17 protein-coding genes and 2 tRNA genes are annotated in these 22,147 nt (G+C 60.2%); 8 read left to right on the top strand and 11 right to left on the bottom strand.

Annotation, left to right across the window (positions count from 1 at the left end; all coding sequences use genetic code 11):
• The first annotated feature begins 7 nt into the window (after window positions 1-7).
• Entirely contained in the window at window positions 8-4,045 is a 4,038-nt protein-coding gene (locus ACR0DO_RS09800; protein ID WP_480558315.1) for a translocation/assembly module TamB domain-containing protein, read from the top strand.
• A gap of 5 nt (window positions 4,046-4,050) precedes the next feature.
• On the opposite strand, the gene ACR0DO_RS09795 is transcribed toward ACR0DO_RS09800, so the two are convergent.
• The 7 genes from ACR0DO_RS09795 to ychF all read right to left on the bottom strand — a co-directional run bounded on the left by ACR0DO_RS09795 (window position 4,051) and on the right by ychF (window position 12,794).
• Window positions 4,051-4,563: a thioesterase family protein gene (locus ACR0DO_RS09795; protein ID WP_480558313.1), complete on the bottom strand. Its 513-nt coding sequence runs from the start codon at window positions 4,561-4,563 to the stop codon at window positions 4,051-4,053.
• On the bottom strand, window positions 4,556-5,344 hold the full coding sequence (locus ACR0DO_RS09790; protein WP_480558311.1) for a cyclase family protein: 789 nt from the start codon (window positions 5,342-5,344) through the stop codon (window positions 4,556-4,558). Before ACR0DO_RS09790 ends, ACR0DO_RS09795 begins: the two co-directional genes overlap by 8 nt.
• Window positions 5,345-5,456: 112 nt before the next feature.
• Window positions 5,457-8,240 (bottom strand): formate dehydrogenase subunit alpha, encoded by a 2,784-nt coding sequence (fdhF, locus tag ACR0DO_RS09785; RefSeq protein ID WP_480558309.1) that lies wholly within the window; start codon window positions 8,238-8,240, stop codon window positions 5,457-5,459.
• 14 nt (window positions 8,241-8,254) lie between these two features.
• The gene (locus ACR0DO_RS09780; RefSeq protein ID WP_480558307.1) at window positions 8,255-9,958 is read right to left on the bottom strand and encodes an NAD(P)H-dependent oxidoreductase subunit E; all 1,704 of its coding nucleotides are present in this window, start codon (window positions 9,956-9,958) and stop codon (window positions 8,255-8,257) included.
• Window positions 9,959-10,043: 85 nt separating this feature from the next.
• The gene (locus ACR0DO_RS09775) at window positions 10,044-10,925 is read right to left on the bottom strand and encodes a LysR family transcriptional regulator (protein WP_480558305.1); all 882 of its coding nucleotides are present in this window, start codon (window positions 10,923-10,925) and stop codon (window positions 10,044-10,046) included.
• 100 nt (window positions 10,926-11,025) lie between these two features.
• Entirely contained in the window at window positions 11,026-11,481 is a 456-nt protein-coding gene (locus ACR0DO_RS09770; RefSeq protein WP_480558303.1) for a hypothetical protein, read from the bottom strand.
• Between the two features lie 215 nt (window positions 11,482-11,696).
• Window positions 11,697-12,794, bottom strand: a complete 1,098-nt coding sequence (gene ychF, locus ACR0DO_RS09765) for a redox-regulated ATPase YchF (RefSeq protein ID WP_480558301.1) — start codon at window positions 12,792-12,794, stop codon at window positions 11,697-11,699.
• Window positions 12,795-12,993: 199 nt separating this feature from the next.
• Here ychF and ACR0DO_RS09760 point away from each other — a divergent pair, with 199 nt between their 5' ends.
• The 7 genes from ACR0DO_RS09760 to ACR0DO_RS09730 all read left to right on the top strand — a co-directional run bounded on the left by ACR0DO_RS09760 (window position 12,994) and on the right by ACR0DO_RS09730 (window position 18,868).
• A complete protein-coding gene (locus ACR0DO_RS09760; RefSeq protein ID WP_480558299.1) occupies window positions 12,994-13,479 on the top strand; it encodes an acyloxyacyl hydrolase in 486 nt (161 codons plus the stop codon).
• A 78-nt stretch (window positions 13,480-13,557) separates the two neighbouring features.
• A complete protein-coding gene (trpA, locus tag ACR0DO_RS09755) occupies window positions 13,558-14,349 on the top strand; it encodes a tryptophan synthase subunit alpha (RefSeq protein ID WP_170445551.1) in 792 nt (263 codons plus the stop codon).
• Window positions 14,350-14,484: 135 nt separating this feature from the next.
• Window positions 14,485-15,651 (top strand): alpha-hydroxy acid oxidase, encoded by a 1,167-nt coding sequence (locus tag ACR0DO_RS09750; protein WP_480558297.1) that lies wholly within the window; start codon window positions 14,485-14,487, stop codon window positions 15,649-15,651.
• A gap of 122 nt (window positions 15,652-15,773) precedes the next feature.
• Window positions 15,774-16,430, top strand: a complete 657-nt coding sequence (locus tag ACR0DO_RS09745) for a 50S ribosomal protein L25/general stress protein Ctc (RefSeq protein ID WP_480558295.1) — start codon at window positions 15,774-15,776, stop codon at window positions 16,428-16,430.
• Between the two features lie 127 nt (window positions 16,431-16,557).
• Window positions 16,558-17,238 carry an aminoacyl-tRNA hydrolase gene (pth, locus tag ACR0DO_RS09740; protein ID WP_480558293.1) on the top strand — a complete coding sequence of 227 codons (681 nt, stop codon included), beginning with the start codon at window positions 16,558-16,560 and terminating at the stop codon, window positions 17,236-17,238.
• An 82-nt stretch (window positions 17,239-17,320) separates the two neighbouring features.
• Window positions 17,321-18,484, top strand: coding sequence for a serine hydrolase domain-containing protein (locus ACR0DO_RS09735; protein WP_480558291.1), 1,164 nt, complete (start codon window positions 17,321-17,323; stop codon window positions 18,482-18,484).
• Window positions 18,485-18,493: 9 nt separating this feature from the next.
• Entirely contained in the window at window positions 18,494-18,868 is a 375-nt protein-coding gene (locus ACR0DO_RS09730) for a DUF2237 domain-containing protein (RefSeq protein WP_170445566.1), read from the top strand.
• A gap of 42 nt (window positions 18,869-18,910) precedes the next feature.
• On the opposite strand, the gene ACR0DO_RS09725 is transcribed toward ACR0DO_RS09730, so the two are convergent.
• From ACR0DO_RS09725 to trpB, 4 genes are all read right to left on the bottom strand, one after another.
• Window positions 18,911-20,056: a slipin family protein gene (locus ACR0DO_RS09725; protein ID WP_480558289.1), complete on the bottom strand. Its 1,146-nt coding sequence runs from the start codon at window positions 20,054-20,056 to the stop codon at window positions 18,911-18,913.
• A gap of 397 nt (window positions 20,057-20,453) precedes the next feature.
• Window positions 20,454-20,527: transfer RNA gene (locus ACR0DO_RS09720), tRNA-Asn, on the bottom strand.
• Window positions 20,527-20,599 (bottom strand) — tRNA-Gly (locus ACR0DO_RS09715). Before ACR0DO_RS09715 ends, ACR0DO_RS09720 begins: the two co-directional genes overlap by 1 nt.
• A gap of 293 nt (window positions 20,600-20,892) precedes the next feature.
• The gene (gene trpB, locus ACR0DO_RS09710) at window positions 20,893-22,140 is read right to left on the bottom strand and encodes a tryptophan synthase subunit beta (RefSeq protein WP_170445570.1); all 1,248 of its coding nucleotides are present in this window, start codon (window positions 22,138-22,140) and stop codon (window positions 20,893-20,895) included.
• Window positions 22,141-22,147: the final 7 nt, after the last annotated feature.

Raw genomic sequence — 22,147 nt, 5'->3', positions numbered from 1 at the left:
TCTGATCGTGACTGCCCCGCCTGTGATCGCGCAGGAGGATGAAGGCGGCGGCAGTATGCTGGAACGGTTCCTGCAGGACACGCTGTCGGGCGACGATCAAAACGTCACCGTCAAGGGCCTGCAGGGCGCGCTGAGCGCGCGCGCGACGATTCAAGAGATCATCGTCTCGGACGATGAAGGTGTCTGGCTGACCATCAAGGATGCCGAGCTGGACTGGAACCGGCTGGCCCTGATCCGGGGGCGGTTTTCCGTCAATGCCCTGACGGCGCAAGAGATTGACATCGCCCGCGCACCCGGCACGACCACCAAGGACACCCCGCCCCCCTCGGCCGAGACCAAACCCTTTCAACTGCCTGAACTGCCGGTTTCCATTGAAATTGGCGAGATCCGGGTAGATGAGTTGTTGCTGGGCAAACCTCTGATCGGGGTCTCTGCCGCATTGTCCGTCACCGGCAACCTGTCCCTTGCCGATGGCGCGCTGGACACCAACCTGGACATCACCCGGCTGGACCGTGCCGGGGACAGGATCAAGCTGACCGCCGGGTTCCAGAACGCGTCACGCGAAATCAATCTGGATCTGGACGTGAACGAGGCCGAGGGTGGCCTGATCTCGACCGCCCTGAAGATCCCCGACAGCCCGCCGATCGGCTTTACCGCCAAAGGCGCGGGCCCCCTGACCGAATTCACCGCCGACATCGCCCTGAGCAGTGACAAGCAGCCGCAGGTGACAGGACAGGTCGAACTGCGCGCCGCGGAAACCGGCGCGGCAGACGGGATCGCCTTTACCGCCGATCTGGGCGGCGACCTGACCCCCTTCATGGCCGAGGATCTGGACCCCTTCTTTGGCCCCAGGACGCGGCTTTTCGTGGACGGCCAGACCAAACCCCAGGGCGCGCTGGATATCTCTGATCTGGAACTCACGACCCAGGCGCTGAACCTGAAGGGTGAGTTGCAACTGGCCGAAGGCGGCACCCTGCAGCTTGCGGCCTTGCAGGGCCGGATCACGCCGCCGGACGGCAATTCTGTGGTGCTGCCGGTTGCGGGTGGGGATACGTCGATCGAGGCGGCACAGATTTCCGCCCTGTTCGATCAGAAAAACGGTAATCTATGGGACCTGAGCCTGACCACAGACGCGTTTCAGTCACCGCAGACGAAACTGGACAACGCCCGGATCACCGCGCAAGGCGTTTTGGAACAGGGCGAAGCGTTTACCGTCACCGGTGATCTGCAGGCCATCGTCGACGGGATCGACCTGAACGATCAGGCGCTGAACACCGCTTTGGGCGAGCGCATCACGCTGGATGGTCAGTTCGACTATGGCTCTGATCAGTCCCTGAACCTTTCGGGGTTCGAACTGGTCGGAACCGACTATACGCTGGCGCTGGATGCGCTGATCGACGGGCTGACCAGCGGGTTGACGGTAGATGGATCAGCCACGCTCGACGCATCGGACCTGTCGCGGTTTTCGGGCCTCGCACAGCTTGATCTGGGCGGCGAGGCTTCGGTGCGCGTCGAAGGCAAGGGCTCGCCGCTGGAACGCAGCTTTGACGGCAAGGTGGTGGTCGAGGGCCGCGATCTGGTCACCGGACGCGACGATATCGACCCGGTCATCAAGGGCGAGACCACGATCACGCTGGATGCCAGCCGTGGCAGCGACGGCATCACCATCCGCGAATTCGACCTGAACAGCGAGGCCGCGCAGGCGCAGGCCAGCGGCGAGGTCACGACACCCGACGGCAACCTGACCATCGACGGAAAAGCCCGCGTGAATGCAACTGACCTGTCGGTCTTCTCCGGGCTGGCCAAGCGCGAATTGGGCGGAGCCTTACAGGCCGAATTCGATGGCAAGGGCACGGTGCAGACGCTGGAATTTGATGGCACGGCCAGCGTGATCGGACAGGATATCAAGACCGGCATGTCCGACCTTGACCCCTTGCTGACCGGCAAAACCGCTATCACCTGGGACGGAGCTCGGACAACAGACCGGATCGAAATCCGAGAGGCGACAGTGAATGGCGCCGCCCTGACCGCGCAGGTCGCCGCAACGGTCGACGACCCCACCGGCGATCTGTCGGTGAACGGCACGGCGCAGGTGAAGGCCCCGGATCTATCCCTGTTTTCCGGGCTGGCCCAACGCGATCTGGCCGGGTCGATCTCGGCCAATCTGGAGGGCAACGCTACCCTGGCCAGCAAGGTTTTCAATATTCAGGGCAATGTGAATGCGGACGACCTGCAAACCGGCATCGAACTGGTCGACAAGCTGATCCAGGGCCGCACGACCCTGAATGTCGATGCCGAAAAGGGCGAGGAAGGAGTCGATATCCGCACCTTCCGCCTGCAGGGTACCGCTTTGTCCGCCACCGCATCGGGCCAGCTGGACCGCGACGCCGGCGGGCTGAGCTTTACCGCACAGCTTGACGATCTGTCCCGTATCCTGACCACAATGTCCGGGCCGCTAACGCTGGACGGCAACGTCGCCCCGAACAGATCCGGGCTTGAAGGCACCATGCGGTTAAGCGGGCCGGACAGTTCTTACGCCGCACTGACCGGAACCGTGGACACGGATGGCACAGCCGATTTGGATTTCGACGCCAAGCTAAACAAGATCGAACGTTTCGCACCCGAGTTTCCCGGCACCGTCGCGGCAACCGGCAATGCGAAACGCAACAACGGCGTCTGGACCATCGATGGCTCGGCCAATGGTCCCGCCGAAATCAACAGCACGATCGCGGGCACTTTCGATGAAACCAGCGGCGAGGCTGATCTACAGGCACAGGGCGGCGTCAATCTGGGCGTTATCAACCTGTTTATCTCGCCCAACAAGATCGACGGAACCGCCCGGCACAATCTGCGCCTGAAAGGCAAACCCGCGCTCAGTTCGCTCAGCGGTACGATCACCACCTCGGGGACGTCGCTGGCGATCCCTGAAATCGGGCAGACGGTCACCGGCATCAACGGCTCGGTCGAACTGGCACAAAGCCGCGCCAATATCTCGTTGAATGGCGGGATGCGGGCCGGAGGCAACTTCACTATCTCGGGCCCGCTGGATCTGACGCCGCCGCTGAATGCCAACATTGTCGCCAGGCTCAACCAACTCGTGCTGACCGACAAGCTGCTTTATGAAACCACGCTGAACGGTGAGATCGCCATGACCGGAGCGTTGGCCGGCAACAGCGCCATTTCCGGGCAGATCACGTTTGAAGAGACCAACATCAACCTCGCCGCCGCAGCCGGGGCCGTAGGGGCCGCGCCGATCCCCGAGATCGAACATTTCAACGAAAGCCGGGCCAGTTACATCACCCGCGAACGGGCGCGGCTGATCGTCGAGGAAGGGGCCTCCAAAAGCGACTCCCGCATTGCGCTGGATGTCAGCCTGCGGGCACCCAAAGCGGTTTTCGTGCGCGGTCGTGGTGTCAATGCCGAACTGGGTGGAAACCTGTTCATCGGCGGCACGACGGCGTCGGTCATCCCCTCCGGCCAGATTGAGCTGATCCGGGGCAATTTCGACATTCTGGGCCGCAGGCTGGCCCTGACCAAAGGCATCGTGACCCTGCAGGGGGATCTGACGCCGTATATCGAGTTCGCCTCGTCCACCAGTACCTCGGAGGGTACAGCCACGATCGAAATCGCCGGTCCGCTGGATGCGCCCGAGGTTGACGTCTATTCCGATCCCGAACGCCCGGCGGAAGAGGCGCTGGCGATGCTGCTGTTCGGCAACCGTTTCTCAGAACTTTCACCCTTTATCATTGCCCAGATGGCCGCGTCTTTGGCGCAACTCAGTGGCGCGGGGGGCGATACGACCAAAGGGCTGCGCGACTCGACCGGCGTTGACACGGTGGATATCGGGGCAACCGAGGGCGGCGCCGGTCGTCTGGGGGCCGGAGCTTATCTGAGCGACAACCTCTACACCGATTTCACTGTCAACACCGAGGGCGACACCGAGGTGAACCTGAACCTGGACGTCACCGACAGTTTCACCGTACGCGGCACCGTCGACGGGCGCGGCGAAACCGGGCTGGGCCTGTTTTTCGAACGGGATTATTAAGGTCGCTATTTCCGCCGGATACCAATCGCCTGCCCGACCTGCGGTGCGGCCTCCAACCCGGCGTGATCGCGGACCATGCGGGCCAGCCGTGCGGCCGCCCAATCCGGATAGGGCTCAGACCGCCCGGTGGTATGGCTGACATTCATGAACAGCGCTTCCTGCGTGGCGCAGATGGCATTGTCTTTTTCTGACAGCATCTGCGCAAAGTAATGACCGCGTTTCCGGTCTGAATCCAACATCCGAAAGCGGAAATAGAACGGCTCATCCGGCTGGACCTCGCGCAGGAAGTTCATGTGGGATTGCAGGACATACGGCCCCTGCCCCAGCGCCTTGACCTGCACCTCACCCAGCCCAAGGTGATCCGCCATCAGCTTTTCCAGCGCCATGTCGAAGGCCACGCCGTAATAGCCCACGTTCATGTGGCCGTTGTAGTCGACCCATTCCGGCAGAACCGAGAATCCCCGGATTTCGACCGGTGCATCATAAGGGCCGTCATGACCACTGAGCGGTCTAGTCATCGCCGCTCTCCTCAAAGATCGCGACAGCCCGCACAAAGCCCGCCGACGCCCCTTTGATCTTGAACGGAAAGCACGAGATTTCGAATCCGGTCGGCGGCAGGTTTTCGAGGTTGGTCAGCTTTTCGATATGACAATAACCGATCTCCATCGAGGCGCGGTGGCCCTCCCAGATGATTGAGGCATCCTTGGTCTCGGCATATTCCTGTGCGGTCAGGGGAAAGGGCGCGTCCCAGCTCCAGGCGTCTGTGCCGGTTACCCGCACACCGCGCTTGGTCAGGTACAAGGTCGCCTCGCGTCCCATACCGCAGCCTTTCATCAGATAGTCCGGCTGGCCGTACTGCGTGCCTGCCGAGGTATTTACGATCACGATGTCCAGCGGCTGAAGATCGTGGCCGATGCGTTTCAACTCTGCCTCGACATCGGCCGCAGTGGCGACATAACCATCGTCGAAATGGCGGAAATCCAGTTTCACGCCGGGGTTCATGCACCATTCCAGCGGAACCTCGTCGATCGTGATTGCCCGTTCGCCGTTATTCATGGTCGAGTGGTGGTGATACGGCGCGTCCAGATGGGTGCCGTTATGGGTTGCGATCTGAAGCCGTTCGATGGCCCACCCCTCGCCGCCCGGCAGATCGTCTTTCTGAAGACCCGGAAAGAACGCCATCACCTGCTCTGCGGTCTGCTCATGCGTCAGATATTCGATCTCGGGCAGCATGATCGGCGGATCGGATACGATCCCGGTCTCCAGAGGAACGGACAGATCAACGAAACGGCGGGCCATATGCTCCTCCATCACCAAAGTGACGACAGGTTTGGCCGCAAGCAACACTCTGTCAAGGAAAGAAAAAAGGCGACCCAAAGGGCCGCCTTTCCTGGATGTGTGAGTGGAGGTCTTATTCCGCCGCGACGGCGTCTTCGATCTTTTCGACCCGGATCGCCGAGAACTTGAACTCGGGGATTTTGCCATAGGGGTCGATGGCCGAGTTGGTCAGGATGTTCGCCGCTGCCTCGACATAGGCGAATGGGATGAACACCATGTCTTCGGCAATCGCCCGGTCGGCCCGTGCCATGATCTCGATCGAGCCGCGACGGGTAGTCAGACGGATCACCTCGCCCGGTTCGATCCCCATCAGCTTGAGCGTACGGGGGTTCAGCGAACAGTTCGCCTCGGGCTCCACGGCGTCCAGAACATTGGACCGGCGGGTCATCGAACCGGTGTGCCAATGCTCCAGCTGACGGCCGGTGGTGGCGATCATCGGGTATTCCTCATCCGGGGCCTCATCCGGCGGGATGACGCTGGCCGGGGTGAACCGGGCGCGACCATCCGCACGCGGGAAGCCATCGCCGAACACGATCGCCTGCCCCGGGTCTGTCTCGGACAGCGACGGATAGGTGATGGTCTCGGTCTCCAGACGCTCCCACGTGATGTTGTTGAGCGAGTTCATCGTCAACTTCATCTCGGCAAAGACCTGGGACACATCGGAGTAATCCCAGTTCAGCCCAATGCGCTGCGCCAGTTCGACGGTGATTTTCCAATCCTCTCGCGCCTCACCCGGAGGGGTCACCGCCGGACGCACACGCTGGACCTGACGGTTGGTGTTCGACACGGTGCCGTTCTTCTCATAAAGCGCCGAGGCGGGCAGGATGATGTCGGCATAGTTCGCCGTTTCGGTCAGGAAAATGTCCTGCACGATCATCAGGTCCAGCTTGGCCAGCGCGTCGCGCGCGTGGTTCACATCAGGGTCGGACATGGCCGGGTTCTCACCCATGATGTACATGCCCTTGATGTTGCCCGCATAGGCCTGGTCGATGATCTCGGTGACGGTCAAACCTTTCTCGTTCGAAAAGTCGTCCGAATTCCAGACCTCGTTGAACTTGGCGCGGATGCCGTCGTCGGTCACAGTCTGATAGTCCGGCAGGAACATCGGGATCAGGCCCGCGTCCGATGCACCCTGCACGTTGTTCTGACCGCGCAGCGGGTGCAGACCCGCGCCGGGTTTGCCAACGTTGCCTGTCATCAGAGCCAGCGAGATCAGGCAACGCGAGTTATCCGTGCCGTGGATGTGCTGGCTGACGCCCATCCCCCAGAAGATCAGACCGGCCTTGGCCTGCGCGAAGGTGCGCGCGACACGGCGCAGCTGATCCGGTTCGATGCCGCAGATCGGCGCCATCGCCTCGGGCGTGAACTGGCGCAGATGCTCTTTCTCGGCTTCCCAGTTCTCGGTCCAGCGGTGGATGTACTGGCTGTCATAGAGCTCTTCCTCGACGATCACGTTCATGATCGCGTTGAGCATCGAGACATCCGCACCCGGACGGAACTGCAGCATCTCATCGGCAAACTTGCGCATCCCAACACCGCGCGGGTCCATCACGATCAGCTTGCCGCCACGCTTGGCGAACTGCTTGAAGTAGGTCGCCGCGACGGGGTGGTTCTCGATCGGGTTCGAGCCGATGATGATCGCCACATCCGCGTTTTCGATCTCGTTGAAGGTCGCGGTCACAGCGCCAGACCCGACGTTCTCGATCAGCGCCGCAACGGACGACGCGTGGCACAGACGGGTGCAATGGTCGACGTTGTTGTGCTTGAAGCCCTGACGGATGAACTTCTGGAACAGGTACGCTTCTTCGTTGGTGCACTTGGCCGAACCAAAGCCCGCAACGCTGCGCGGGTCTTCTTCGCGCAGGGTTTTCAGCTTGGTCGCGGCCAGATCCATCGCCTCTTCCCACGTTGCTTCGCGGAAATGAGTCGACAGGTTGCCCGGATCGACGTTCAGACCTTTGGCAGGTGCGTCTTCACGGCGGATCAGCGGCTTGGTCAGACGGTGTGGGTGGTGGATGTAGTCAAAGCCGAACCGACCTTTGACGCACAGGCGCCCTTCGTTTGCGGGGCCGTTGATACCCTCGACGTATTTGACCTTGCCGTCCTTGACCTTCAGCGAGACCTTGCAGCCCACGCCGCAGAACGGGCAGACGCTTTCGGTCTCAGAGTCATAATCCTTGCTGTCGCCCTTCTGCTGATCGTCCAGCACCGTCGCGGGCATCAGGGCGCCAGTCGGGCAGGCCTGAACGCATTCGCCACAGGCGACACAGGTTGAATCACCCATCGGGTCGTTCTGGTCGAACACCACCTGCGCGGTGTGCCCACGACCGGCCATGCCGATCACATCATTCACCTGCACTTCACGGCAGGCGCGGACGCAAAGGTTGCAGTTGATGCAGGCGTCCAGATTGACGCGCATCGCAACGTGGCTGTCATCCAGCAGCGGGATTTTCTCGGCCTCTTTCGCCGGGAAACGGCTGTCGCTGACATCGTTCAGCTTGGCCATGTCCCAGAAATGGCTGGAGGTGTCGTGTGCTTCCTCGGGCTGGTCGGCGACCAGTAGTTCCATGACCATTGCGCGCGATTTCTCGGCGCGGTCCGAGTCAGTTTTAACCACCATACCGTCCGCTGCGGGGCGGATGCACGAGGCGACCAGAGTACGCTCGCCTTCCACCTCAACCATACAGGCGCGGCAGTTGCCGTCGGGGCGATAGCCCGGCTGCGGCTTGTGGCAAAGGTGCGGAATGGTGAACCCCTGCCCCTTGGCGGCTTCCCAGATGGTCCAGCCCTCGGGCACGGTGACGTCTTCGCCGTTCAGGTTGAAGGTGACGGTTTTGTTCGGGCTTGCATCAAGCATGGCTCTGTCTCCCTTCAGATTTCGTCAGCGAAATGCTTCATGACAAGGCGGATCGGGTTCGGGGCCGCCTGCCCCAGACCACAAATCGATGCGTCGCCCATGACCTGGCACAGATCTTCCAGCAGATCGGTGTCCCACTTGTCGGCCTGCATCAGCTTGACCGCCTTTTCGCAGCCTGCCCGGCAGGGCGTACACTGGCCGCAGCTTTCGTCTTCGAAGAACCGCAGCATGTTCAGCGCCGCATCGCGCGCTGTGTCCTGATCGGACAGAACCACCACGGCGGCCGACCCGATGAAAGTGCCATGCGGTTGCAGCGTGTCGAAGTCCAGCGGGATGTCATCCATCGACGCAGGCAACAGACCCGAGGACGGACCGCCTGGCTGATACGCCTTGAAGGTCTGGCCTTCGGCCATACCGCCGGCAGCATCAATCACATCCAGAATGGTCGAACCCGCAGGCAGCAGGTAAACGCCCGGCTTCGCCACGCGGCCCGAGACCGAATAGCTGCGCAGGCCCTTACGGCCATTCTTTTCGGTGCTGTTGAGGCATTCCGGCCCCTCGCGGCAAACCTTCGAGACCCAATAGAGCGTCTCGACGTTGTGCACCAAGGTCGGGCGGTTAAAGACCCCAACCTGCGCCACGAACGGAGGACGGTGGCGCGGCAGGCCCTTTTTACCTTCGATCGACTCGATCATCGCGGATTCTTCTCCGCAGATATACGCACCGGCACCGCGGCGCAGGTCGATATAGCCGGATGCAACAATCCCCGCCTGTTCCAGCGCCGAAATCTCACGGCGCAAAATCTCCAGCACCGCTGGATATTCATCACGCATGTAGATAAAGCAGGTCTCGGCCTCGACCGCCCAGGCGGCAATCAACATGCCCTCAAGAAAGACATGCGGCGTGCGTTCCAGATAATAGCGATCCTTGAACGTACCCGGCTCGCCCTCATCGCCGTTTACGGCCAGATAACGGGTGCCTTCGTTCATGCGAACAAAGCCCCATTTCTTGCCCGATGGGAAGCCAGCGCCGCCCAGACCGCGCAGGCCCGAGGACAGGATGTCTTCCTGCACCTTCTCCCAATCGCCGCTGTCGCGCAGCTCTTTCAGCTTCGCGTAGCCGCCATTGGCCTCATAAGCGGCAAAGGCTTCGTAATCGGGCAGATGCGCGTGGGTGTCACCGGCAGCAATCGCAGCCTGCACCTTTTCGGGGGTCGCGTGGTCGATATGGTTGTGACCGATCTCAAGCACCGGAGCGGTGTCACAACGGCCCATGCATGGCGCGCGGACAACGCGAACCTCAGCCGGGTCCAGACCATCTTCCAGCGCCTTCTGCAGCTGCTCGGCACCAGCCATTTCGCAGGACAGGGAATCACAGACCCGGATGGTCAGCGCGGGCGGAGGCGTCTCGCCTTCTTTCACCACATCGAAATGGGCATAGAAGGTCGCTGTCTCATAAATCTCGGCCTGACCGATCCGCATCTCAACCGCCAGAGCAGCGATGTGGTCGGCGCTGATATGGCCGTGTTCGTCCTGAATCAAATGCAGAAATTCGATCAGCAGATCGCGGCGACGCGGACGGTCGCCCAGCAGGCGATGAATTTCGGCCTGTGCCTCGTCCGAGAATTGACGGCCTTTGGGCGTGTGCCGCCCCTTGCCTTTACCTGACTTCCAGACGCCCTTGGGTGCGCCTGATGGCTTGGTGTCTAATGGTGCCATGATGCCCTCCGATTGAGGCTCCGTGTCTCATCAGAATAACATATCGTCAAATCGCTTATCGCAATCGCACGATAACGACACCTTATCACCGCAAAGACGTCACCACTGCCCGCAACGCCTCGACCGTGGGCAGTTCGGGATCACGAGACAAAGTCGCCAGACAAATCGGTTTGCTGACAACGGGATCGACCAGGGGTAACACCTTCGTACCCTTCAGATCGCCCAACGCGCGGACCAGCACGCGCGGGACCACGGTGGCCGCCAACCCCTCGCGTGCCATGACCATCGAGGCGGTAAAGCCGCTGGTCTCTGCAACAACCTGCGGGTGCAGCCCCTGTTCGGCAAAAATGCGGTCCAAAATGCGCCGGTTTTGCATCTGTGGCTCCAACAGGCTGAGCGGGAAGTCGGCCACCCGCACCCAGGGGATCGGGCCGGTCTCGCTGGTCATGTGCGACGGGACCAGCAACACGTAGGTTTCTTCGTACAAAGGTTGCACCTGCCGCAGATCGGTGCCGATACTATCACCATAGGTGATGCCTGCATCCAGACTGCCTTCGTCCAACCTGTGCTGGATGGCCGTCGCGGACATGGTCTCGATCCGCGACAGGATGCGTGGGTGCGCCAGTTGCAAGCGTTTGATCAACCGCCCGGTGAAGGCGATCGCCGTAGGGATCACGCCAAGGATCAGGGTTCCGGTGATCTCGCCCTTCGAGGCCAGCACCTGCTGCTCCAGCGCTTTGGTGTCATCCAGAATGCGCCGCGCCCGCAGGACGATCATCTCGCCTTCTTCGGTCAAACCCTGAAACCGATTGGCGCGCCGCACGATTGAGACGCCCAGCCGTTCCTCAAGGTTACGGATGCGCATAGAAAACGCAGGCTGAGAAATCCCGCACTCTTCAGCCGCCTTGGCAAAATGCCGGTGCCGCGCCAGAGCGCTGAGCAGTTGCAGGTCGCGGATTTCGATCATTTGTCAGTTGTCTCAAATGGCGGATCAAACCCAAGACTAGATTGGTCTTCGACGCACAGGAACTCGCCTCAAGACTGGCAATCTGGTGAACAAAAACCTATCAATCCTTGTATTCGACGTGCGCATTGAAACAGCGAAAGGTTGCGTCTGCAATCTTGTGTGAAAAATGGACATGGGTCTCGTTGTTTCCAGAATCCACATATTGCATATCTCTGCTCGTCGTACGGTGATTAATTGTTATGCCCTCTGAGCCTTCCGCAAAGAGTGCAGCGAGACCTGGAGTTCTTGGCAAGCTCGTGTTTTCGTCGCCGCTACCTTGGTAGATACGGCAAGCAATCACCTGGCCCAGCGAAGTGTTTGGGATCACTATCTGGTACGGGTGTGCCATCATAAGGGGAAATTCTCTTACTTCGAAATCGTAAATTTCGTCATAGGTCACCACCGCCCGCGGATTATAGGGGCTTTTGCTTTTAGACTCGGCCGACGATGCGAAAGACAACGCTGCGAACAAGATTACAGGTAGAAGCCGGTGTGCCGTTAACTTTGATTGTGTCATTTTGAACGTGCTTAATTCGGGCCGTGGTCAAAGAATATCAGGGTCACAAATTGTGGAGATTAAGTGTTCCTTTCGATAGGCTTCGGCTCGTGCTTCGGATCCTAATCCCCAAACTAGCTCTAGAATCTGTTGCAACTCCGCTCGGTCTTTGGCTCGAAGTGACCGTTGGTCTCGAGACAATACTCACCGAACCGCTAGTCAGCGAGGCTGCGGGATCAGGTGTTGAACAAAAAGTGCATCACATCGCCGTCCTTGACGATGTAGCCCTTTCCCTCGGCCCGCATCTTGCCTGCTTCTTTGGCGCCCTGCTCGCCATTGGCCGAGACATAGTCGTCATAGGCGATGGTCTCAGCCCGGATGAAGCCTTTCTCAAAGTCACCGTGGATCACACCGGCAGCCTGAGGTGCGGCAGTGCCGGTGCGGATGGTCCACGCGCGGGCCTCTTTCGGGCCGACGGTGAAATAGGTTTCCAGTTTCAGCAGGTCATAGCCGGCGCAGATCAGACGGTCGAGGCCGGGCTCTTCCAGCCCCATCTCTTCCAGGAACATCTGGGCTTCTTCGTCTTCCAGCAGGCTGATCTCTTCTTCGATCTTGGCGCTGATGATGACATGCGCGTTTCCTTGCGCCGCTGCCATCTCGGCAACCTTGGCTGAATACTCGTTGCCCTCGGCGGCTTCTTCCTCGGACACGTTGCAGACATAGAGCACCGGCTTGGTTGTCAGCAGTTGCAGCATCTTCCACGCTTTGGCGTCCTCGCCCGACACCTCAACCAGACGCGCGGGTTTGCCGTTTTCCAGCACCGCTTGCGCTTCGGCCAACAGACGATCCTGCTGTTGCGCTTCCTTGTCGTTGCCCTTGAGCTTGCGCACCAGATTGGCGCGGCGCTTTTCGATGCTTTCCAGATCGGCCAGCATCAGCTCGGTCTCGATCGTGTCGGCATCGGCCACCGGATCAACGCGGCCATCCACATGGGTCACGTCACCGTCTTCGAAACAGCGCAGCACATGGGCGATGGCGTCGGTCTCGCGAATGTTGGCCAGAAATTGGTTGCCCAAGCCTTCGCCCTTCGAGGCCCCCTTCACCAGACCGGCAATATCCACGAAGGTCATCCGTGTTGGGATAATCTGTTTCGAGCTGGCAATCGCCGCCAGTTTATCCAGACGATCATCAGGCACGGCTACGTCACCCACGTTGGGCTCGATCGTGCAGAACGGGAAATTCGCCGCCTGTGCGGCCGCGGTTTTGGTCAGCGCGTTGAAGAGGGTCGACTTGCCCACATTCGGCAAACCCACGATTCCCATTTTAAAGCCCATGACGGTCTCCTGATGCCATTCGAGGGGTGCTTCTATGCAGGTCCGGGTCGATGCGCAAGCCGGACTGCAGGCAACCCGGCCAAGTCCAATCTGCAACATCACGAAAATGTTCACCCCTTACCGGCTTGCCCGGATCTGAATCTGCGCTCTAAGATCGACGTATAGAACCTTAAGAACAAACAAAAAGTGAATAGTAGGAATGAAGAAAACTGTCATAACCCTTGCGATGCTGCTGGCCGCCCAGACAGCGCAGGCCCAATCCCTTGTCTTTGGCGCCGGCTATTCCGATTTTTCCGATAGCGCGGCTGAGGACGAAGCCGTATTCGCGCTTGAATACCAGCACCGCCCGTTTCATGAGGCCACACGCTTTTCCGCCACCTGGGGCAGCGCGCTGACCGTAGATACGGCAAGCAATATCCATATCGGCATTGGGCTGATCGGCTTTTATACCTTCGCGGATCGATGGTTTGTCGAAGGCAGCGTCATGCCGGGGTACTTTTCCGAGGACGACGACCAGAATGATCTTGGCGGAGAGTTCCAGATCCGCAGCCTGTTGGGCCTTGGTTACACATTGGATAGCGGCAACAAGATCTCATTTGCCATCACCCATAAATCCAATGCCAGCACGAATAGTGATAACCCCGGCGTCAACTCGGCCCTGCTGCGATACCACTACCAGTTCTGAGGCAATCTGACCCGGCGGGATTGATTTCCGGGCAAAGTTTCTGCACATCAGGTTCAACTCTGAATGCAAGGACCGCAGATGACCCGTATTGACGCTAAGTTCGCCGCCCTGAAGGCCGAGGGGAAGAAGGCCTTTGTCGCATATATCATGGCAGGTGACCCCGATTTCGACACCTCGCTTGAGATTGTGAAGGGTCTTCCCGGTGCCGGAGTCGACGTGATCGAGCTGGGACTGCCCTTTACCGATCCCATGGCGGACGGCCCGACCATTCAGGCCGCAGGTCAGCGGGCGCTGGATGGGGGCATGACGCTGCAGCGCACTTTGGACCTTGCGCGCGCGTTCCGCGAAACAGACGACACGACGCCCATCGTTCTGATGGGCTACTACAACCCGATCTACAGCCGTGGCGTGGACAAGTTTCTGGCGGATGCCCAAGCCGCAGGCATCGACGGCCTGATTGTTGTAGATCTGCCGCCGGAAGAGGACGAAGAACTGTGCCTGCCCGCGCAGGCAGCCGGTCTGAACTTCATTCGTCTTGCGACCCCGACCACCGACGACAAGCGCCTGCCCCGCGTGCTGCAGAACACCTCGGGCTTTGTGTATTACGTCTCGATTACCGGCATCACCGGCGCGGCCGAAGCTCAGGCCACGAATGTCGGCCCCGAAGTCGCCCGGATCAAATCCGCGACCGACCTGCCCGTGATCGTGGGTTTTGGTATCAACACGCCCGAAAAATCCAGAGCCATCGCCACTGTCGCCGACGGTGCCGTCGTCGGTTCGGCCATTGTCAGCCAGATCGGCGCAGGCAAGCCGGTGGCCGAGGTTCTGGACTTTGTGAAATCTCTGGCCGACGGCGCGCATTCCGCCTGATCACCGGGCATCAGAGTGTTTTTTGAACCGCAGCACGGCAATGGCCTGCTGCGGTTTTTTGGTCTCTGGACGTGAGGTCCTGTCATGTTAGAAATTGGCGTGAAAATCTGACCAAAATATCGAAGGCGCTCAAACATGGCTGTTATCACGACAATCGAAGACCTCCGCCGCATCTACGAACGCCGCGTGCCCAGGATGTTTTACGATTACGCCGAAAGCGGCAGCTGGACCGAGCAGACCTTCCGCGACAACAGCTCGGATTTCTCGGATATCCGCCTGCGCCAGCGGGTTGCGGTGGACATGGCCGGACGCTCGACCGCCTCGCAGATGATCGGAGAGGACGTTGCGATGCCCGTCGCACTGGCCCCGGTCGGGCTGACAGGCATGCAGCACGCGGATGGTGAGATGAAGGCTGCCAAAGCTGCCGAAGAATTTGGCGTACCCTTCACCCTGTCCACCATGTCGATCAACTCGATCGAGGATGTGGCCGAGCACACGACGAAACCGTTCTGGTTTCAGCTTTATACGATGAAGGATCAGGACTATGTCAGCCGCCTGATCCAGCGCGCCAAGGATGCGAAATGTTCGGCTTTGGTGATTACGCTGGATCTACAAATCCTGGGTCAACGCCACAAGGACCTGAAGAACGGCTTGTCCGCCCCGCCTAAGCTGACCGCAAAAACCATCGCCAACCTGATGACTAAATGGTCATGGGGTATCGAAATGCTGAGCGCAAAACGACGCGAGTTCGGCAATATCGTTGGTCACGTCGAAGGCATCTCGGACGCCTCGTCTCTTGGGGCCTGGACCGCTGAACAATTCGACCCCAGCCTCGACTGGGGCAAGGTCGAAAAGCTGATGGAACAATGGGGCGGCAAGGTCATCCTAAAAGGCATTCTGGACGCCGAAGACGCCAGGATGGCCGCAAAGCTGGGGGCGGATGCCATCGTTGTTTCGAACCACGGCGGGCGGCAGTTGGACGGCGCGGTCAGCTCTATCCGTATGCTGCCGCAGATCATGGACGCGGTCGGCAATGATATCGAGGTCCATCTGGACAGCGGCATCCGCTCTGGTCAGGACGTACTGAAAGCCGTCGCTCTGGGCGCCAAAGGCACCTTTATCGGTCGCGCCTTTGTCTATGGGCTGGGCGCAATGGGGCAGAAAGGTGTGACAACGGCGCTGGACGTCATCCAAAAGGAACTGGACACCACAATGGCGCTGTGCGGAGAACGCAACGTGGGCGATCTGGGGCGGCATAACCTGCTGATCCCCGAAGACTTCGGTGGCCGCTGGCAGGACTGACTTGGCCTTAAAAACAAAAGGTCAAAAAGCCCTTTCCAAATCCAATGAATCAAGCTAAGGACGCGGCTTCACGCGGGCATACAGCCTTGGAGGATGCCCGCCCTAACATTTGGAGATATATCATGGCTGGTGAGATTCCTGATCTCGTAGCTCTGGAACGGACGGGGACAGGCAAGGGCGCCGCTCGTCAAGCACGCCGCGACGGCATGGTTCCGGGCATTGTTTTTGGTGGTGACAAAGAGCCGCTGCCGATCCAGATCCCGTTCAACGTCCTGTTCAAGCGCCTGAAAGCGGGCCGGTTCAAGTCGACCCTGTGGAACCTGAAGGTTGAAGGCCACGAAGACGTCCGCGTCATCTGCCGCGACGTTCAGCGTGACGTCGTCAAGGACCTGCCGACCCACCTGGACCTGATGCGCCTGCGTCGGACCACCAAGATCGCGCTGTACATCCCCGTTGAGTTCGTCAACGAAGAAGAAGCGCCCGGCATCAAGAAGGGCGGCGTTCTGACCGTTGTCCGTCCGGAAGTCGAACTGATGTGCACCGCGGGTGACATTCCCGAGAAGATCACCGTTGATCTGACCGGTCTGAATATCAACGACGTTGTGACCATCTCGTCCGTTGATCTGCCCGCAGGCACCAAGCCGACCATCGACCGTGACTTCGTGATCGCGAACATCTCGGCACCGACCGGCCTGTCGTCCAGCGACGATGAAGAAGAAGGTGAAGAAGTGGCCGCAGACGAAGTTGAAGTCGTCGGTCAGGAAGAAGCCGAAGAATAAAGCCGGACCCAACGATCCGGATTTTGAGACGGGGCCTTTCGCAGGCCCCGTTTTCTTTTGGCGCGTGGGCTGGAAAACGGATGGCATTCTGTGCCATCAACCGCGAGCATCGCACAAGGACGAGACTATGAAACTGTTTGTCGGATTGGGGAACCCGGGATCGAAATATGCCCGCAACCGGCATAATATCGGCTTTATGGCCTTGGACCGGATCGCCGAGGATCACGGTTTCGGGCCGTGGAAGTCCAAGTTTCAGGCCGAGATCGCCGAAGGGCGTCTGGGCCGGGAAAAGGTGCTGCTGATCAAGCCGCAAACCTTCATGAACCGCTCGGGCCAATCGGTGGGCGAGGCGATGCGGTTCTACAAGCTGGAGTCGACCGACGTGACCGTCTTTCACGACGAGTTGGACCTCGCCCCCGGCAAAGTGCGCGTCAAGGCGGGCGGCGGACATGCCGGGCACAACGGGTTGCGCTCGATCCATGAACATATCAGCCCCGCCTATGACCGCGTGCGGCTGGGGATCGGGCATCCGGGGCGCAAGGAGATGGTCTCGCCCTATGTCCTGAGCGATTTTGCCAAGGCCGATGCCGATTGGCTGGACGATGTGCTGCGCGGTGTGTCGGATGGTGCCGGATACCTGGCCGACGGCGACGGCGGCAAGTTCATGAACGCGGTCGCACTGCGCACCACACCGCCGCGGTCTTCGAAATCTCCGGCTAAAACGCTGAAGCCCGACACGATACCCACGCCGGAACCCGAGGTTGATGAACGCTCGGCCATGCAAAAGCTGCTGGACAAGTTCAAATAGGCCTGTTGACCTTGCCGTAACGTCCCAATTGCGGAACCGCATCGGGCGGGTACCAATGTGGCAGGGATACGGGAGGCGTTAGATGAAAGCTCTGTTCAAGTGGGTGCTGCGCATCCTGCTGATGCTGGTGCTGGCCGCAGTTGTTGTCGGATTCTGGAAACGCGAAGAGCTTCAGCGGTTGATGGCTGTGAACTCTTTGTTTTCCGAAGAAAAGATCGTCCACAATTTCTCGCATATGAATGAGGCTTTTCTGACGGTCGATCTGCCGCGCGGCGATGGCCCGACCTGGGACCTGCCCTACGGCCCCGGCTTTGATCTGCCCGACGGCACCGACCAATGGATCGAGGACCGGGCGGTGACCTCTCTGCTGGTGTTGCAGAACGGGCAAATCCGGTTCGAAGAATACTATCTGGGCACGACCCCCGAAGATCGGCGAATTTCATGGTCGGTTGCCAAGAGCTACCTTTCGGCTCTGTTCGGCGTTCTTCTGGCCGAAGGGGCCATCAACTCGTTGGACGACCCGGTGGTGAAATACGCGCCCAAGCTGACGGGCACCGCCTATGACGGTGCAACGATCCGCAATGTGCTGAACATGGCCAGCGGCGTCACGTTCAACGAGGATTATTTCGACCCCAACTCGGACATCAACCGGATGGGCCGCGTCGTGGCCTTGGGCGGAGAGTTGGACGACTTCGCGGCCTCGCTACAGGACACCTTCGCCACCCCGGGCGAGACCTGGCAATACGTCTCTATCGACACCCATGTCATCGGCATGGTGATCCGTGGGGCCACCGGGCGCAGCGTGACCGAGCTGCTGACCGAAAAAATCATTCAGCCGCTGGGGCTTGAACATGACGGCTACTATGTGACCGATGGCGCCGGGGTTGCCTTTGTGCTGGGTGGCTTGAATTTTACCACCCGCGATTTTGCCCGGTTTGGCCAGATGGTCCTGCAGAACGGAGAACATGACGGCCATCAATTGGTGCCCGCAGACTGGATTGCAGAATCCGTCCTGCCCAGCGCACCGACCAAGGCAGGCGAGATCGGGTACGGCTATCAGTGGTGGATTCCCGTCGGCGCGCATGAAGGTGAATTCCTCGCACGTGGCGTCTATGGTCAGTACATATATTTCGACCAGCCGCGCGGGGTGTTGATCGTGACAACCGGGGCGGATCGAAAATTCCGCGATGACGGCGTGAACGAAGAAAACATAGAAATGTTCCGCAGCATCGCCCAAAGCCTGTAAGGTGGGGTCATGCAAAAACAGGACAGTATCAACGTTTTGGGCGGTGTGCTTGCACCGTGTTCCCGTGATCCGCTGACCGGGTTCTTTCGCGATGGCGCCTGTAACACATGCCCAGAAGATCAGGGCAGTCATACGGTTTGCGCGGTGATGACAGCCGAGTTTCTGGCCTTTTCCAAGTATGTCGGAAACGACCTGAGCACCCCGCGCCCCGAGTTCAACTTTCCCGGCCTGAACCCCGGTGACCGCTGGTGCCTGTGCGCCGGGCGCTTTCTGCAGGCCCATGACGAGGGCTGCGCCCCCAAGGTGCATCTTGAAGCAACCCATCAGCGTGCGCTGGACGTGGTGCCACTGCGCCTGCTGACCGAACACGCGATTGTGGAATAGGCAGACCGGCCCGGAATACCCCGGACCGGCCCTTATTCGGGATCACTCCCGCAGTTTGACAAGGTCGGACATCAGCCCTTCGGTCCCGTTGTGGACCGTCAGCCGTTCGACCTTCCCGGCGATGGTTTCCAGCGCCTCCAGCTCTTTCAGCCGCAGCATCACCGGGTTTTCCGCCATCACCTTCGCGGTGTTCAGCAGAGACCGCGTGGCGTTGGTTTCTTCCCGCCGCCGGATGACGTTTGCCTCGGCCTGTTTCTCGGCTGCGACCACGGCGGTCAGGATTTCCCGCATCTCACCGGGCAGAATGACGTCTTTCAACGCGATCTCACCCACTTCGATACCGATCCCGGCCATCTGTGTCCGCACCCGATCTGCGGCCTCGGTGTCGACGGTCACCTTCTCGGCCAGCAGCCGGTCCAGCGTCATCGCCCCCAAGGTCTTCCGGAACGCCAGTTGCAGCGCCCGATGCAGGGCCTGGTCGAAGTCCTTGACCGCCCCCACCGCCGTGACCGGATCAACGACCCGGTAGTCGGCGCTGAGGTTGACCCGGATAGTCACCCGGTCTTTGGTCAGGATCTCCTGCCCTGTCACCTCATGGGTGCGTTGCCGCAGATCGATCTGCTTGACCTCAACGTTCCGCCCGACTTTCCAGAAGGCGTGCGCACCCGGCGCCAGCTGATCCACCAACACCCCGTCAACCGTCAGCAGCCCGGTATGCCCTTCGGCAACCTCGACCTGCGTCAGGTTCAACCGCAGCCCGGCCCGAACCAGCCGCTGCGCGACTGCTTTGGGAGTAGCCATGGTTTCGGTCAGCGCGTGGTGTTCGACCTTCCAGAGCCCCGCAGCTTTCCAGACCAGCGCCCGCGCTTCGGGGTTCAGAACCCGAACAGGCACCCCGTCCCGCAGCAGAACCAGAACTTCGTCAGGCTCGGCCCGGAACTCGGTCAGATGCTTGGCGGCCAGTTCGGGCCGGTTCTGCATCAGCGCCCGCTCATAGGGCGACACGAAAAAGAGCTTTTCCAGATCGTGCAGCTCGGTCAGCACATCCTTGCGCGGCAGCCGGTGTTTCCCGGCACCCAGGATTGCGTCAAATACCCCGTTGCGCAGGACCAGCATCCGCTGAGTCTCGGTCAGGGTCAGCCGCCGGTGGCCGGTCAGCCGGTCAATCAGATCTTGGAACAGTGTCATGTCATTTCTCCTTTTCGTCTCGCTCTATCGTCGTCGCAAACGCGGACTCCTTTTCATGTTTTCAGTGGGTTGCACCCCGAACGGGTGACAGGTGTGAAGCCTTCGGATGAAGGCGGGAAAGATCCGGACATCCCCCGCGCCATGCCCCTGCGCGGGAGGGGCAGAGAGAGGGGCGCGGGACCGATGCGCCGCCTGACCCAAGGGCCACGCGGGGCACCGATCCGACGGCACCGTCATCCACCCTCCGGCCCAAGGCCAGAGCAGCGAAAGCCCCTGCCCCGCCGGGCCAAAGCCTGACGTTGCGCGGTGCCGCCCCTGCTGGAGGACACCCGGACCCATATGTTTTGGACCGTTTTCACGGGCCGGCGTGGAAGGCCGGTGCTGACTGAACAGCTTTGTCAAATGACGGGAATCGAACCCGCTACACATCGGTTAACAGCCGATTGCTCTACCAGAATGAGCTACATTTGGTGCCTTGGAAGGGGTCGAACCTTCGCCTACAGATGGGAAACCTGCCGCTCTATCCAACTGAGCTACAAAGCATACCAATCCCCGGTTTCGGCCCTGGCATACGGTTTCGGCAGCGCCGTCCGCACCGGGAGAGTGATCACCTCTGCCCGCTAGGGTCCGGCCCGTTGTGACCGGTAACGGCGGGTTTAGGCGAAGGGTCTGGATTCGCTCAATAATTTTTTGCGGCCCTAAAATGCACCTGTGGCGGGCACGCAACAAAATTACCCAGCCGCGCAATATTCGAAAAGGCCGCGCGTCAAAAACAAAGCGGCGCACCCGTCACAGGCGCGCCGCTCTTGTCATAAATTTCATATTTTACCGCTTGGTCAATCGGCGGTGCGGCCTTCGGTATCCGACATGTCGAAGTTCAGATATTTGGCCACGGTCTGCACGTCCTTGTCGCCGCGTCCGCACATGTTCATGCAGATCAGGTGATCCTTGGGCAACTCAGGCGCGATCTTCATCACATGGGCCAGCGCATGGCAGGGCTCGAGCGCCGGGATGATGCCTTCGGTTGCGCAGCACAGCTGGAACGCCTCCAGCGCCTCTTTATCGGTGATCGAGACATAGTTCGCGCGGCCAATATCGTTCAGCCAAGAGTGTTCAGGCCCGATGCCCGGATAATCCAGGCCAGCCGAAATCGAATAGCCTTCGAGAATCTGACCGTCGTCATCCTGCAGCAGATACGTGCGATTGCCATGCAGCACACCCGGGCGACCACCGGTCAGCGAGGCGCAATGTTCCATCTTTTCGTTCACGCCCTTGCCACCGGCTTCAACGCCGATGATGTTGACGGATTTGTCGTCGAGGAAGGGGTAGAACAGGCCCATCGCGTTCGAACCACCACCGATGGCGGCAATGATGGTGTCGGGCAGACGGCCCTCGGCCTTCATCATCTGTTCCTTGGCTTCCTTGCCGATGATCGACTGGAAGTCGCGCACCATTGCCGGGTACGGGTGCGGACCAGCTACAGTACCGATGCAGTAGAAGGTGTCGCGCACGTTGGTGACCCAATCGCGAAGCGCATCGTTCATCGCGTCTTTCAGGGTACCACGGCCCGAGGTCACCGGGATCACTTCGGCCCCCAGCAGGCGCATACGGAACACGTTGGGCGCCTGGCGCTGCACGTCATGCGCGCCCATATAGACCACGCATTTCAAGCCGAACTTGGCACAGACGGTGGCAGTGGCCACGCCGTGCTGGCCCGCTCCGGTTTCGGCAATGATCCGGGTCTTGCCCATACGCCGCGCCAGAATGATCTGGCCCAGCACATTGTTGATCTTGTGCGCGCCGGTGTGGTTCAACTCATCGCGTTTCAGGTAGATTTTGGCACCGCCCAGATGCTCAGTCAGGCGCTCCGCGTAATACAGCGGCGAGGGGCGGCCCACGTAGTTCGCCCACAGATCGTCCATCTCGGCCCAGAAGGTGGGATCATCCTTGGCCTTCTCGTATTCCTCTTCCAGCGACAGGATCAGAGGCATCAGCGTTTCACTAACAAACCGCCCGCCGAAGATGCCGAAACGGCCCTGCTCGTCGGGGCCGGACATGAAGGAATTGAAAAGATCGTTGGCCATGGGTGTC

It is taken from the genome of Ruegeria sp. AM9 (assembly GCF_056540565.1).
This window is presented reverse-complemented; position numbering and strand designations above follow the sequence as displayed.